We start from the raw sequence: 13,229 nt of genomic DNA, 5'->3' as shown, positions 1-13,229 counted from the left end.
GCGACGAGAAAGCCTCCGCCGCGTCGATTTTTTTCAAAATCGGTATTTGCATTCCGCGCGCTTTTGTTTATAAGCGCCGCACACCGGCCCGGGCATTCACCGGCGCGCCCTGCTGGGGAATAGTTCAACGGTAGAACGACGGACTCTGACTCCGTTAATCTTGGTTCGAATCCAGGTTCCCCAGCCAATTCTCCCTAAAAGCCCTTAATTTCCTGATTTTCCAGTCGTGCCGGATATCGTTTTGGCATCATTGGCAACCTGATGCCCGGAACTGGTGCCCACAGGTGATGCCCACGCGCGAAATCGCGCGGCGGCGTCGCAGGTAGCAGGCAAGGGCAAATACCCCATGGCGGTCCGCCACGACGTCGAGAACCTTATTCGCCGCGGCAACATCTTTTACTGGCGCGCACGCGTCCCCAACTCCTTCAAGCTTTGCCGACCGGGCAGCCGGCTTTCACTGAGCCTCCACTGTTCCGATCATAAAAAGGCTCAAGTCATCGGCCGAAAACTCAACATGCTGATGGTCGAGCTGAAGATGAATTCGAAGGGATCAATGTCCAAGGAACAGCTCCGAAAGCTTTGCGAACAAGAACGGGACGTGATGCTCTCGCATCTCGAAGACGTCTCGATCGCCGCGAGACGCTATGGCACGACCTTGTGGACATTGGCTGCACCCGGAGACATGGCAACGGTTCGACGAAGACGACGGCGTGTCTCTTTTGCCGAATCTGAAACTACGCAAGCAGTCCGGTTCGCGCGCCCTTGTCAGCCATAGACGTAGTTAAGGCATCTGCCCGAAAGCGGCCATCGCATTGATGTTTGAAGGCATGACATGTGTGTGCGGATATCGTCGGAAAAACTCGAGTTGTCATCACGGCGAGGATACCAGCCTTTCACGATGCTCCTTGTCGCTCACGCGGTCCCGGCGCGGTTTTGGGCTACGATTTCATCGTGAGTAAGGCTGTCGCCTTTTTCCATGAAGACCTTGATCAGGGCCTCGCGGTTATCAGCCGAGCGGTTTTGGTCAGCTTTTTCCAGAGCCGTTTGCAGCTCTTCAGCAGTCAGTTCCGTGCAATAGGCAGGCGTGCCTGGCTGTTGTCGCCATGAGGTCGCGAGACCCCCGGCATCGAGGGCGTCGAAGCCCGTCGCCTCCACCAGTTGCATGACGATCGACTTCTTTTCGAGGTCATCACCCGCTACCGGAAGGGCGATGCGGCCGGGTTGCGACTTGTCTACGCCCTTTTCCGCGAGAGTCGCAGAAAGCGCCGCATTCCAGGCTTTGACGATCGGTCGATTGATCTGCTCACTGACCCAGGCCGCTTCCGGTTTGCCACCATCAACATCGGTGATCGATCCGTCACGGAACGGATAGTAGTTGGACGTGTCTACGACAACGACGTCCTCGGGAACATTTGCGAATAAATCGGCAAGATCGCGATGAGCCGAAAACGGGATGGAAAGGATCACAATGTCCACCCCCGCCACGGCATCTTCCTTGGTCGTTGCCGTCGCGCCAACTTCCGCGGCGAGATCGCGGATGGATTCCGGACCCTTTGAGTTGGCAAGTTTGACCTCGTGATCTGCGGCCGCGAGCTTGCGTGCAAGTGTCGCGCCGATGTTCCCTGCGCCGACAATCCCGATGTTCATATCATTTCCTTGCCGCAAATATTGGATTTAACGCACCTCGAACGGAGGCGTGACTTATTGTGCTCCGAAGAATAGGATTAGCTACCGGATACGGCAAGAACCGACCAAAAGGTGGGTAACCTACCCAAAGGTATGTATGGCAGTTGAACGAGACTGGCGCTGCGAGGACCCGAAGCAGCGAATGATATGGGCGGCGGCAACCCAGGATGCTCTGCGGGTCCTTGAAGGGAAGTGGAAGATCGTCATCATCTCCCAGCTCTTCGCCGCAAAGGGTCCGCTAAGATTTTCGGAACTCGAAAAGCGCGTCGAGGGCGTGAACCAGAAGATGCTGATCCAGCAACTCAAGGAGTTGGAGAAGGATGGTATCGTGACAAGAACCGTCTATCCACAGGTGCCGCCAAGGGTCGAATATGCACTGAGTGATATGGGGATCGCACTCGGTCCGTCCATGGCGGAACTCACCGACTGGGCGTTCATGCGGCGTGATGCGCGTGCCGCAACGTCGCAAGATCCGGCGTAAGCGACCAGAATATTTCGGTGACTGCCCGCTGTGCATCGCCAGATCAAAAGGAAGCCGTTGCGTCGAGCCGCGCTGGCCGAGATCGTCTACCACACCGCTTAACCAAGTTCAGGTTCAGGCGACGTGATCAACGCATCCTCAAGCAACACCCTGGCTGCATCGCGGTTTGCCTCCACTATGGCAGGATCGCGTGTCGATTGTGCGATCACCATCGCGCCCTGGAAGAGCGACAGGATCTGGATCACGGCTCTTTCGGGTTTGCTTAATGCCAAAGGCTCGATGAGTGATGCAGCAAATCCATGTAAGCCCTTAAAATACGCGGCGATGGTTGCCTGCACGTCTGGGGAGTTAGCCTCCGGCCCGAACTCGGCCAATCCTTTCACGAAGGGACAGCCGCGGAAGGAAGGTCCACGGAACGGTTCCTCTAACGCATCAAAGATGGCGAGGACACGCTCCAGCGGCGACAGCCCGGCTCTTTCAGTCGAGGTCGCGAGCATCTGAAACCAGGTGTCAGTTTTGTAACGCAAATAGGTAGCGATCAGGTCTGCCTTTGATGGAAAGTGCTTGTAGAACGTCATCTTCGCCACGCCGCTTTCGGCAATGATGCGGTCAATCCCAACTGAGTGGATGCTGAACCGGTAAAACAGGTCCGACGCCGTCTTTAATATACGTTCTCGCGGGGCAAGGGCGTTGAGCGGCTGCCCCTCTACATCCACGAACTCAAGCATGCCGCGCGTTTCCATCCTTCGTTACCTCAGATTCTTCGTACACTGATATACAGACTATTCTGTCAATTTAAAGATTGCAAATACATACAGGTCTGTCTATGTGGATACGACGCCCTTGTATTTCAGAGAAAGGACTTAAGATGAACAGAAAAGTCGTTGTTGTGACCGGCGCGAGCAGTGGTTTTGGGAAACTGACAGTATTGGAGCTCGCCAGGCGGGGTCATACGGAGGTTGCGACCATGCGAGACACCGAAGGAAGAAATGCCAATGTCCGGAGCGAGCTCATCGACGCGGCGAAAGCTGAAGGGCATGTGTTGCACGTCCTTGAAATGGATGTCGCCGACGAGGCATCGGTCAATTCCGCGATCGAGCAGGTCATCAGGCCGCACGGAAAAATTGATGCCCTGATCAACAACGCTGGAACGATGGCCGTCGGGGTCACGGAAGCCTATACGGTCGCGGACGTCGAACGGCAATTTGCGGTCAATTTCTTTGGCGCCCTACGGGCCGACCGCGCCGTGCTACCGCACATGCGTGCCGCCGGCAGCGGACTTCTCGTTCATGTGACATCCCTGATGGGTCGCGTGATTTTTCCGTTCTTCGGCGTCTATTCTGCGAGCAAGTTCGCGCTCGAGGCGCTTGCCGAAGCCTATCGGTACGAACTGAAGGGCTTTGGAATTGACTCCGTCATCGTCGAGCCAGGGCCATTCCCGAGCAACCTTATCTCGTCGAGCCCGGAGCCCTCCGACCAGGCCGTGCTTACATCCTACGGCGAGGTCGCGGCGATCCCCGGTCAGATCAAGGCCCACGCCAACGACGGACACGACGAGGCTAATCCGCCACGGCCCCAATGTGTGGCCGATGCCATTGCGCAGTTGGTCGAGGCCACGGAACGGCGTCCTTTGCGCACGGTCGTCATGCCTGAAGGCATGGATCTCGGTGTCCAGCGGTTGAACGAAGCCGTAAGCCCAATTCAGAACGACCTGCTCACTTCGCTCGGCATGTCGAGCATGATTTGACACTCTTCGGCTGGCGGGTGGTGCCACCTCCCGCCCATTGAGGGGGCCCCTCGGACCTGCATGTGAGATAAGGGTCGCAGTAGCTTCGCTGCGCGCTGAGGCCACTGCTACCGCCGCAAGGCGCTATTGCCGCCTGACAGCGGCATAGATGACCTGGAACGCCGGCCGAAAAATCGGCGTCAAGGAGTCCCTGAAGCGGCGCCAGATTTTGGGCGATCCGCTTCTTCCTCGACCGGGAGGGGTGCATGAGAGATCACGCGCTGTTTGATCTCGCGGTCGACAGTAAGCTCAAGGCTGCGATCTTGTTAAGATGTCCTGAGAAGGAGCGGGCGAGGCAGTCCCCCCCGCTCCGCGTCTTGTTATTCCGCTAGTTCCCGCATCACCTTGATGAGGTCTGACTTGCCTTCGAAGCCGATGCCGGGAAGGTCCGGCATCACGATGTGGCCGTCCTCGACCTTCACACCGTCCGGGAAGCCGCCGTACGGCTGGAATAGGTCCGGATAGCTCTCGTTGCCACCTAGCCCCAGCCCGGCTGCAATGTTGAGCGACATCTGGTGCCCTCCGTGCGGAATGCAGCGCGACCGCGACCAGCCGAACTGGCGCAGGACGTCCAGAGTACGGAGGTATTCTACGAGCCCATAGGAAAGGGCGCAGTCGAACTGCAAATAGTCGCGATCGGGCCGCATTCCGCCGTAACGGAGCAGGTTGCGAGCATCCTGATGCGAGAAAAGGTTCTCACCGGTCGCCATCGGCGCGTCGTAGAACTCCGAGATGGCAGCCTGCAGCGCATAGTCCAGAGGATCGCCGATCTCCTCGTACCAGAAGAGCGGATAGTCGCGGAGCATCTTCGCGTAGGCGATGCCCGTCTCCAGGTCGAAGCGGCCGTTCGCGTCAACGGCGAGGCGCGCCTCGGAACCGATTTCCTCCAGCACCGACTCGATGCGGCCGCGGTCCTCGTCAATGGAGGCGCCACCGATCTTCATCTTGACGACGTTGTAGCCGCGGTCGAGATAGCCGCGCATTTCCTTGCGCAGCGCGCTGTTGTCCTTCCCAGGATAATAGTAGCCGCCTGCCGCATAGACGAAGACCCTCGGGTTGGCTTCACGACCCTTCATTTCGGCGAGGAGTCGAAAGAGTGGCTTGCCTTCGATCTTGGCGACAGCGTCCCAAACGGCCATGTCGATGGTGCCGACTGCCACCGAACGCTCGCCGTGACCGCCAGGCTTCTCGTTCTGCATCATCGTCGCCCAGATCTTGTGCGGATCGAGATTGGTGCCGGCGTCGTTCATCAGGCTATCCGGAGACGCTTCAAGAATCCGATCCTTGAAGCGCTCGCGGATGAGGCCGCCTTGGCCGTAACGCCCGTTCGAATTGAAACCGTAGCCGACAACGCGCCGGCCGTCCTTTACGACGTCCGTCACGACGGCGACGAGGCTGGCCGTCATCTTCGAGAAGTCGATATAGGCGTTGCGGATAGGCGAAGCGATCGGTTTCGTAACTTCGCAGACGTCGATGATACGCATCATGTACTCCGTTAGATAGAAAACGTTGAGATCAGTATTGAGCTTTGGGGGTCACGGCAGTGATCCGTCGGGGCCTCGCCGCGCTGCCCGCCAACCACCGCTTCGCGCTCAGATGAGGAAGTCGGCCACGGCCTTTCCGGATGTCATGGTATTGGCAGTCCCACCCAAATCCCGCGTCCGCAGCCGTGAATCGGCGAGCGATCCTTCGATACCCGCCATGATGGCGTCAGCCGCTTCCTGCTCACCTAGATGCTCCAGCATCATGGCGGCGGACCATATTTGGCCGATGGGGTTGGCAATGCCCTTCCCGGCTATATCAGGTGCCGAACCATGTACCGGTTCGAACAGCGATGGGAACTCTCTCCCTGGATTGATATTGCCGGAGGGTGCTATTCCGATCGTTCCAGTGCAGGCAGGCCCAAGGTCCGAGAGGATGTCACCGAACAGGTTGGAAGCGACGACCACGTCGAACCTGTCGGGATTGAGCACAAAATGCGCGCACAGGATGTCGATGTGGTACTTGTCCCAGGTGATGCCAGGGTAAGATCTCGCCATCTCTTCGACGCGTTCGTCCCAATAGGGCATCGTGATCGAAATCCCATTCGACTTGGTCGCTGAGGTCAATCTTTTCCTTGGGCGCTTTTCGGCCAACTCGAACGCGAACCTAAGGATCCTGTCGACACCGATCCTGGTCATGACCGTCTCCTGAACGACGGTTTCACGGTCGGTGCCAGGGAATATCTTGCCGCCGATCGAAGAATATTCTCCCTCCGTGTTCTCCCTGACCACGTAAAAATCAATGTCGCCTGGACCACGACCGGCCAAAGGAGAGGCCACTCCCGGCATCAGCCGACATGGCCTCAGACTCACGTACTGGTCGAACTCGCGACGGAACTGGATCAAAGAGCCCCACAGCGAGATATGATCGGGAACGGCTTCAGGCCAGCCCACTGCCCCAAAAAAGATGGCGTCGTGGCCGCCGATCTGAGCCTTCCAGTCCTCGGGCATCATCTGCCCATGCTTCAAATAGTAGTCGCATGAGGCGAAATCGAAGGAGTCGATCCGCAACTCGAATCCGAACTTCTTCGACGCAGCCTCCAAGATTCGTAGCCCTTCAGGGACGACCTCCTTGCCGATGCCGTCGCCGGCGATGGAGGCGATCCTGTAGATCCTGTTCGTTTTTTGGCTGGTCATGCCTGTCTCCAATCGATCAGTCTTCTTCCACGAAGTACGCCGACGAGGGTTCCGACAAAGCAAAAGAGAACATTGTACGGAGTCAGGGCGGCGCTCAAACCGAGCGCCAAGCTGCTGATGAAGTCCATTCGTCAAACTCCGATCCACGGCCGCGAGGTTTTTATATCCATTGGAACACCTGGTCTCGGCCCAGGAAATCCTGAGCCACACGCCGACCTCAGTCGGCGAACTGGCCGGCGGCCTTGATGATCGGATCCCACCGCTTGATTTCGCTGTCCAGCTTCGCGTGGAGGGCGTGGGGAGTTGCTTGTTCCTTGGTCGCCGGAATAGTCGCGATCTGGGCAAAGCGTTCTTTGAGCGCCGCGTCCTCCATGGCGGATCGCAAAGCTGACGAGAGCTTGTCGACGATCTCCTTGGGAGTGCCCTTCGGAGCATAGACGCCGTGCCAGACGCCAAGTTTGAACGTGGGCAAGCCCGCTTCCGTGGTGGTCCTCACATCCGGAAGCGTTTCGACTCTCTCGTCGCTCGTGATCGCGTAGGCCTTGACCTGGTTCTGGGTGATCGGGCCAACGGTGTTCGTCGCTTGGTCGCAGGTCATGTCGATCTGTTTGCCGATTAGATCGGTCATGATGGGGCCGTTGCCCTTGTATGGGACCGTGGTCATCTGTGTGCCGATCGTCGACATGAAGAGCGTGCCGCACAAATGGGAGGCAGCCCCAAGTCCGGCATGAGCATAGGTCACGTTGGTGCCCTTCTGCTTGATAAAGGCAAGAAGGTCTTCGAAGGACTCGGGCCCCAGGTCGGCGCGAGAGATGACCGTCATAGGGGCATCGCTGACAAGACCAATGGGCTCGAAGGCTTCGAGCGGCTTGTAGGGGAGTTGGCGATAGAGAGCAGGCGCCGTCGCCATCCCAATATGGTGGACCAGGATGGTGTAGCCGTCCGGGTCTGCGTCGGCGACACGACGAGCACCGATGGTGCCGCCTGCGCCTGCCACGTTTTCGACCACGATCTGCTGGCCGAGCGACTTTGACATCGCCGCGGCGGTAAGCCGTGCGATCGTGTCGGTGGGGCCTCCTGCCGCATATGGCACTACCATGAAGATGTTTCGGTCCGGATAGTCGGCTCCGAAGACAGGGGTGACGGAAACCGCAAGCGCGGCTATAGTGAGAGCGAGCTTCATTTCTTTCCTCCTCTTTTTGCCGTTGACGTCAACAACGGCACTCCTTCGCGAACCTTTGCCGACTACCGGTTGACGGTCCAATGCCGATCCGGCTTCATTTGATGCCGACGAGGAGATGAGATGGATACCGCCTGGCTTGCCGATTTGCGGGCACTCGCCGAGACCCTTAACTTTTCAAGAGCTGCAGAGCTCCGAAACATCACGCAGCCGGCCTTTGGCCGAAGAATCCGTGCGCTCGAAGACTGGAGCGGGACACCGTTGGTCGACCGCTCCACGCACCGCCTGAAGATCACTCCTGCCGGAGAGATCGTGCTTTCGGCAGCCGCCGATGTACTGCAACGCATCGAAAGGGCGAGACACGAGCTTGAGCAGACACGATCGGCCAGCGCGACGCTGACGTTCGCCGCGACCCACGCTTTATCGTTTACGTTCTTTCCAGGCTGGGTCCAGAGCCTGGGCTCTTCCACCACGACGGTGCCGATACGCCTCCTGTCCGACAATATGAACGAGTGCGAGAAGATGATGGCGGACGGACGCGCTCAGTTTCTGCTCTGTCATCACCATCCGGACAGCGAGATCCGACTGCACGACACCGATTTCAAGCATGTCCAATTGGCTAGCGATCTTCTGATACCCGTCGCGATGCGCTCCGACAGCGGGGAACCAACCTACAAGCTTCCTGGAACGCCTGAAGACCCCGTCCCGCATATCGCTTTCGATGAAAAGTCTGGCATGGGACGGATACTGGCAGCCACCATCCCAACTCGGGCGGGACACCTGAAGCTAGTTCGGGTATTCACCTCCCACCTCGCGATGGTCTTGAAGGCTCTGGCGATGGAGGGAAAGGGCGTCGCGTGGATTCCGCAGAGTCTGGCGGCTGCAGAATTGGCCAGCAGCGGCAAACTCGCCATTGCGGGCGATGAAGAATGGACAGTTGCTGTCCAGATCGTTCTCATCCGTCCCCGGACGAGGATGACGGAACTCGCGGAGCAATTTTGGTCGACGGTGATGGCTGCACGGAAGTAACTCCAGGCGATTTGAGCGGCAATGCCCTTAGAGGAACCAGACGATGTTCCCACGGAGCGCCAGCCCCATGCGCTGGGGCGCTCAACTATGGCGAGGTGCGGCCCCTTGTCGGTCGTCTGACGCCTGCGTAGCGACGTCCGCTTTATGGCGCACCGTCGACGAGGTCGTGCCCGAGACGATTCCCGCTTCAGGCAGGCGCGACGACGTGATGTATGACCGACGAGTGGGCGCGAAGTAGCAGGGCGCGTTTTGGCCGCCGGACGGCTAACTCGCAGTCAGACAGCGGAAGCCGATAGGCGAATTCTCATCCCACCATATCTATGCCCCCACTCCTTGACACACCGCCGTTAGCTCCATTGGGCCAAATATGATCCGCGACCTCTTGTGGGGCCGGTTGACTTACCCATCCGAAGGACTAGTTTTTTAGCAGTCGTAAACATATCCGCGCGAAGATGACGGTGGATGATGTGGCGATTGGGCAACCTTGAGGAGGATGAGGTTTGCCATGACCTATCGTGTTGTTCTGTTGATCGGCGCGTCCATCGTCGCCGTTTCGTCGTTTAATGCCCGGGCTCAGGAAGGTGACGCGACGGCGGGCGCCACCGTTTTCAAGAAATGTGCGACCTGTCATACCGCTGATTCCGATACAAACAAGGTCGGTCCGTCGCTGAACAAGCTGTTCGGACGAAAGGCCGGAACGCATCCCAATTTCGCCTATTCGACCGGCATGAAGGCGGCCGGAGACGGCGGTCTCGTCTGGGACGAGGCGGCGCTACGCGACTATCTGCACAATCCAAAAGCGAAGGTGAAGGGCACCAAGATGGCCTTCGTCGGCGTGAAGGACGAGCAGGAGATCACCAATCTGATCGCCTATCTCAAGCAATATTCCCAATGACCGGCCGAGAGGCGATCGGGTGGACATCCCTAAATTGCAGTAATTGCCCATCTTTTCCATTCGTGCGATAATAACCCGGTACTTTTACGGAATGCGGTTTCACGGTCGGCCTGCTCAGGGAGGGGCGGAAATGGCTGTTGTGCTGATTCTCGTCTTGATTGTTGTCGGCTCCGTGCTGTTCCATGTGCTGAGCCCGTGGTGGTGGACGCCGATCGCGTCCAACTGGACCTATATCGACAGCACGCTCGTCATCACCTTCTGGATCACCGGCATCGTCTTCGTGGCGGTGGTTTCGTTCATGGCCTATTGCGTCTTCCGCTTCCGGCACAAGCCAGGCAACCGGGCGGCCTACGAGCCGGAAAACCGCAGGCTGGAATGGTTGCTGGCATCGGGAACGGCAGTCGGCGTCGCGGCAATGCTGGCGCCCGGCCTCGTGGTTTGGAACCAGTTCATCACGGTGCCTGACGATGCCGTACCGGTCGAGGTCGTCAGCCAGCAGTGGCTGTGGAGTTTTCGCCTGCCGGGCGCAGACGGGAAGCTCGGCCGCGCGGAGACGCGTGACGTCAGCCCCGAAAATCCGCTCGGCCTGAACAACAACGACGCAAGCGGCCTCGACGACGTGATTATCGAGGGCGGCGAGCTGCATCTGCCGGTCGGCAAGCCGGTGCGCATATTGCTGCGCTCCATCGATGTCCTCCACGATTTCTATGTGCCGGAATTCCGCGCCAAGATGGACATGATCCCCGGCATGATCACCTATTTCTGGTTCACGCCGACACGGACGGGAAGCTTCGAGATCCTCTGTGCCGAGCTCTGCGGCATCGGCCATGCGCAAATGCGCGGGACCGTCGTCGTCGAGGAGGCGGCGGACTATCAGGCCTGGCTCGGGCAGCAGCAGACATTCACCCAGCTTACGGCATCGGGAGAGCCGCCGCCGGCAAACTGAACCGGTGAAGGGGTTCAGGTCGCATCGGAAGGAAAGGGAGGAGACATCATGGTCGAGATTCCATCCGGCAGCGCAGGCGCCATCCCCTCCGCCGAGGTCGAGGATGTCGAGCTTTATCATCCGAAAAGCTGGTGGACGAAATATGTGTTCAGCCAGGATGCCAAGATCATCGCCGTGCAATATTCGGTCACCGCCATTTCGATCGGCCTTGTGGCGCTGGTGCTCTCCTGGCTGATGCGTCTGCAGCTTGCCTTTCCCGGCTATTTCGCCTTCATCGATGCCGATCACTATTATCAGTTCATCACCATGCACGGCATGATCATGGTGATCTATCTCCTGACCGCGCTGTTCCTCGGCGGCTTCGGCAATTACCTCATTCCGCTGATGGTCGGCGCGCGAGACATGGTGTTCCCTTACGCGAACATGCTGAGCTACTGGATCTATCTGCTGGCCGTACTGATCCTGGCCGCGGGCTTTTTCGCCCCCGGCGGCCCGACAGGGGCCGGCTGGACGCTCTACCCCCCGCAGGCCGTCCTGTCAGGTACGCCCGGCGGCAAGGACTGGGGCATCCTCCTGATGCTCTCCTCGCTGATCGTCTTCATCATCGGCTTTACCCTGGGGGGCCTGAACTATGTGGTGACGGTGCTGCAGGGACGCGCGCGCGGCATGACGCTGATGCGCATGCCGCTTACCGTGTGGGGCATCTTCACCGCCACCGTGATGGCGCTGCTCGCCTTCCCTGCCCTGTTCGTCGCCTGCGTCATGATGCTGTTCGACCGCCTGCTCGGCACCAGCTTCTTCATGCCTGCCATCGTCGAAATGGGCGAGCAGCTGCAGCATGGCGGCGGCAGCCCGATCCTGTTCCAGCACCTGTTCTGGTTCTTCGGGCATCCGGAGGTCTATATCGTCGCGCTGCCGGCCTTCGGCATCGTTTCGGACCTGATCAGCACACATGCGCGAAAGAACATCTTCGGCTATCGCATGATGGTCTGGGCGATCGTCGTCATCGGCGCGCTCAGCTTCATCGTCTGGGCGCACCACATGTATGTCAGCGGCATGAACCCGGCCTTCGGCTTCTTCTTCGCCACCACGACGTTGATCATCGCCGTCCCGACGGCGATCAAGGTCTACAACTGGGTGCTGACGCTGTGGCGCGGCGACATCCACCTGACGCTGCCGATGCTGTTTGCGCTGGCCTTCATCGTCACCTTCGTCAATGGCGGCCTGACGGGCCTGTTCCTCGGCAATGTCGTCGTCGACGTGCCACTGTCGGATACGATGTTCGTCGTCGCGCATTTCCACATGGTCATGGGCGTGGCGCCGATCCTCGTCATCTTCGGTGCGATCTGTCACTGGTATCCGAAGGTGACGGGACGCATGCTGAACGAGACGCTCGGCCAGATCCACTTCTGGACCACCTTCCTCGGCACCTATGCGATCTTCTTCCCGATGCATTACCTCGGCCTGCTCGGCGTGCCGCGCCGCTACTTCGAGATGGGAGAGACGGCCTTCGTGCCGCCTTCGGCCCATACGCTGAACATCTTCATAACGGTCATGGCGCTGATCGTCGGGGCCGCGCAGATGGTTTTCCTGTTCAATCTGGTCTGGAGCCTTTTCCGCGGCAGGGAGGCAGGCGGCAATCCGTGGCGGGCTACGACGCTGGAATGGCAGACGCCGCAAACGCCGCCAGCCCACGGCAACTGGGGCAAGGAGCTGCCTGTGGTCTACCGCTGGGCCTATGACTACAGCGTGCCGGGAGCGGCCGAGGACTTCATTCCGCAGACCGTGCCGGCAAGCGGCGGCATCACACGGGAGGTTCCGGCATGAGCGTCACGCTGATCTTCCTTGCCGTTATCGGCGCCATCATCGTCTGGTGGCTGGCCGGACAGCGGCTGACCTCGAAACCCTGGCTCGAAACCGGGTCCGTGCAGCTGCCGGATCATCACGGCGCAGATCGGCAACAGCCGCCCGTGCCGGCGGTGAAAATCGGCCTCTTCGTGTTCCTCGGCGTCATCGGTGCACTCTTCAGCCTTGCCGTCAGCGCCTATTTCATGCGCATGGCGTCGGCCGACTGGTGGGGCATGCCGGTTCCGCGCCTCCTCTGGGTGAACACGGCGGCACTGGCCTTGAGCAGTGCGGCGCTGCAATGGGCGAGACGAGAAGCGGGACACGGCCGCATGGAACGCCTGCGGCCGGTGCTTGCCGCCGCATTTGCCCTTGCCCTCTTCTTTCTCGCTGGACAGGTCCAGGCATGGCGGGAACTGACGGCGGCCGGCTATGTGCTGGCCGACAATCCCGCCAACAGCTTCTTCTACATGCTCACCGGCCTGCACGGCCTGCATATCCTCGGCGGGCTCGCCGTGCTCGCGCATACGACGGCCAGGGCATTTTCAACCGACGTCGCGCCGGACAGGCTGCGCCTCAGCGTCGATCTTTCCGCCATCTATTCGCATTTCATGCTCGCCGTCTGGCTTCTGCTCTTTGCGCTCTTTGCCGGGTGGGCGAATGATTTCGTCGATCTCTGCCGCACATTGCTGACCTAGGGGCC

The 13,229-nt window shown here is 59.4% G+C and carries 13 protein-coding genes, 1 tRNA gene and 1 pseudogene; 10 read left to right on the top strand and 5 right to left on the bottom strand.

The window, feature by feature from the left end:
* The first annotated feature begins 113 nt into the window (after nt 1-113).
* Together C5L10_RS08585 and C5L10_RS34270 are read left to right on the top strand one after the other, a co-directional pair.
* Nucleotides 114-187 (top strand) — tRNA-Gln (locus tag C5L10_RS08585).
* 87 nt (nt 188-274) lie between these two features.
* On the top strand, nt 275-775 hold the full coding sequence (locus C5L10_RS34270; RefSeq protein WP_245447955.1) for a DUF6538 domain-containing protein: 501 nt from the start codon (nt 275-277) through the stop codon (nt 773-775).
* 137 nt (nt 776-912) lie between these two features.
* On the opposite strand, the gene C5L10_RS08575 is transcribed toward C5L10_RS34270, so the two are convergent.
* Nucleotides 913-1,647, bottom strand: coding sequence for an NADPH-dependent F420 reductase (locus C5L10_RS08575; protein WP_105429297.1), 735 nt, complete (start codon nt 1,645-1,647; stop codon nt 913-915).
* A gap of 136 nt (nt 1,648-1,783) precedes the next feature.
* Between C5L10_RS08575 and C5L10_RS08570 the strand changes: the two genes are divergently transcribed.
* Nucleotides 1,784-2,167 carry a helix-turn-helix domain-containing protein gene (locus tag C5L10_RS08570; RefSeq protein WP_105429296.1) on the top strand — a complete coding sequence of 128 codons (384 nt, stop codon included), beginning with the start codon at nt 1,784-1,786 and terminating at the stop codon, nt 2,165-2,167.
* 98 nt (nt 2,168-2,265) lie between these two features.
* On the opposite strand, the gene C5L10_RS08565 is transcribed toward C5L10_RS08570, so the two are convergent.
* A complete protein-coding gene (locus C5L10_RS08565) occupies nt 2,266-2,910 on the bottom strand; it encodes a TetR/AcrR family transcriptional regulator (protein ID WP_105429295.1) in 645 nt (214 codons plus the stop codon).
* Between the two features lie 125 nt (nt 2,911-3,035).
* Here C5L10_RS08565 and C5L10_RS08560 point away from each other — a divergent pair, with 125 nt between their 5' ends.
* Together C5L10_RS08560 and C5L10_RS34875 are read left to right on the top strand one after the other, a co-directional pair.
* The gene (locus tag C5L10_RS08560) at nt 3,036-3,914 is read left to right on the top strand and encodes an SDR family oxidoreductase (protein WP_105429294.1); all 879 of its coding nucleotides are present in this window, start codon (nt 3,036-3,038) and stop codon (nt 3,912-3,914) included.
* 148 nt (nt 3,915-4,062) lie between these two features.
* Nucleotides 4,063-4,227 (top strand): annotated as a pseudogene (locus tag C5L10_RS34875) (integrase); the annotation flags it as partial.
* 46 nt (nt 4,228-4,273) lie between these two features.
* On the opposite strand, the gene C5L10_RS08550 reads toward C5L10_RS34875, so the two are convergent.
* The 3 genes from C5L10_RS08550 to C5L10_RS08540 all read right to left on the bottom strand — a co-directional run bounded on the left by C5L10_RS08550 (nt 4,274) and on the right by C5L10_RS08540 (nt 7,814).
* Nucleotides 4,274-5,437, bottom strand: coding sequence for a mandelate racemase/muconate lactonizing enzyme family protein (locus C5L10_RS08550; RefSeq protein ID WP_105429293.1), 1,164 nt, complete (start codon nt 5,435-5,437; stop codon nt 4,274-4,276).
* Nucleotides 5,438-5,545: 108 nt separating this feature from the next.
* The gene (locus C5L10_RS08545) at nt 5,546-6,631 is read right to left on the bottom strand and encodes a tartrate dehydrogenase (protein ID WP_105429292.1); all 1,086 of its coding nucleotides are present in this window, start codon (nt 6,629-6,631) and stop codon (nt 5,546-5,548) included.
* 217 nt (nt 6,632-6,848) lie between these two features.
* Nucleotides 6,849-7,814 (bottom strand): tripartite tricarboxylate transporter substrate-binding protein, encoded by a 966-nt coding sequence (locus C5L10_RS08540; protein ID WP_046664672.1) that lies wholly within the window; start codon nt 7,812-7,814, stop codon nt 6,849-6,851.
* Between the two features lie 120 nt (nt 7,815-7,934).
* Between C5L10_RS08540 and C5L10_RS08535 the strand changes: the two genes are divergently transcribed.
* The 5 genes from C5L10_RS08535 to C5L10_RS08515 all read left to right on the top strand — a co-directional run bounded on the left by C5L10_RS08535 (nt 7,935) and on the right by C5L10_RS08515 (nt 13,224).
* Complete coding sequence (locus tag C5L10_RS08535; RefSeq protein ID WP_046664673.1) at nt 7,935-8,840, top strand: LysR family transcriptional regulator; 906 nt, start codon at nt 7,935-7,937, stop codon at nt 8,838-8,840.
* Between the two features lie 505 nt (nt 8,841-9,345).
* Complete coding sequence (locus tag C5L10_RS08530; RefSeq protein WP_105429291.1) at nt 9,346-9,735, top strand: cytochrome c family protein; 390 nt, start codon at nt 9,346-9,348, stop codon at nt 9,733-9,735.
* Between the two features lie 130 nt (nt 9,736-9,865).
* The gene (locus C5L10_RS08525; protein ID WP_105429290.1) at nt 9,866-10,681 is read left to right on the top strand and encodes a cytochrome c oxidase subunit II; all 816 of its coding nucleotides are present in this window, start codon (nt 9,866-9,868) and stop codon (nt 10,679-10,681) included.
* A gap of 48 nt (nt 10,682-10,729) precedes the next feature.
* The gene (locus C5L10_RS08520; RefSeq protein ID WP_105429289.1) at nt 10,730-12,508 is read left to right on the top strand and encodes a cytochrome c oxidase subunit I; all 1,779 of its coding nucleotides are present in this window, start codon (nt 10,730-10,732) and stop codon (nt 12,506-12,508) included.
* Nucleotides 12,505-13,224, top strand: coding sequence for a cytochrome c oxidase subunit 3 (locus C5L10_RS08515; RefSeq protein ID WP_105429288.1), 720 nt, complete (start codon nt 12,505-12,507; stop codon nt 13,222-13,224). Before C5L10_RS08520 ends, C5L10_RS08515 begins: the two co-directional genes overlap by 4 nt.
* Nucleotides 13,225-13,229 lie beyond the last annotated feature (5 nt).

Source organism: Neorhizobium sp. T6_25, assembly GCF_002968555.1.
GTDB lineage: Bacteria > Pseudomonadota > Alphaproteobacteria > Rhizobiales > Rhizobiaceae > Neorhizobium.
The sequence above is the reverse complement of the archived record's forward strand: the minus strand, read 5'-3'. Positions and strand labels throughout refer to the sequence as shown.

Bases quoted from the DNA above. Each gene is read 5' to 3' on its own strand.
- C5L10_RS08575 (WP_105429297.1), bottom strand. From the start codon at position 1,647: ATGAACATCGGGATTGTCGGCGCAGGGAACATCGGCGCGACACTTGCA.
- C5L10_RS08570 (WP_105429296.1), top strand. From the start codon at position 1,784: ATGGCAGTTGAACGAGACTGGCGCTGCGAGGACCCGAAGCAGCGAATG.
- C5L10_RS08565 (WP_105429295.1), bottom strand. From the start codon at position 2,910: ATGGAAACGCGCGGCATGCTTGAGTTCGTGGATGTAGAGGGGCAGCCG.
- C5L10_RS08560 (WP_105429294.1), top strand. From the start codon at position 3,036: ATGAACAGAAAAGTCGTTGTTGTGACCGGCGCGAGCAGTGGTTTTGGG.
- C5L10_RS08550 (WP_105429293.1), bottom strand. From the start codon at position 5,437: ATGCGTATCATCGACGTCTGCGAAGTTACGAAACCGATCGCTTCGCCT.
- C5L10_RS08545 (WP_105429292.1), bottom strand. From the start codon at position 6,631: ATGACCAGCCAAAAAACGAACAGGATCTACAGGATCGCCTCCATCGCC.
- C5L10_RS08540 (WP_046664672.1), bottom strand. From the start codon at position 7,814: ATGAAGCTCGCTCTCACTATAGCCGCGCTTGCGGTTTCCGTCACCCCT.
- C5L10_RS08535 (WP_046664673.1), top strand. From the start codon at position 7,935: ATGGATACCGCCTGGCTTGCCGATTTGCGGGCACTCGCCGAGACCCTT.
- C5L10_RS08530 (WP_105429291.1), top strand. From the start codon at position 9,346: ATGACCTATCGTGTTGTTCTGTTGATCGGCGCGTCCATCGTCGCCGTT.
- C5L10_RS08525 (WP_105429290.1), top strand. From the start codon at position 9,866: ATGGCTGTTGTGCTGATTCTCGTCTTGATTGTTGTCGGCTCCGTGCTG.
- C5L10_RS08520 (WP_105429289.1), top strand. From the start codon at position 10,730: ATGGTCGAGATTCCATCCGGCAGCGCAGGCGCCATCCCCTCCGCCGAG.
- C5L10_RS08515 (WP_105429288.1), top strand. From the start codon at position 12,505: ATGAGCGTCACGCTGATCTTCCTTGCCGTTATCGGCGCCATCATCGTC.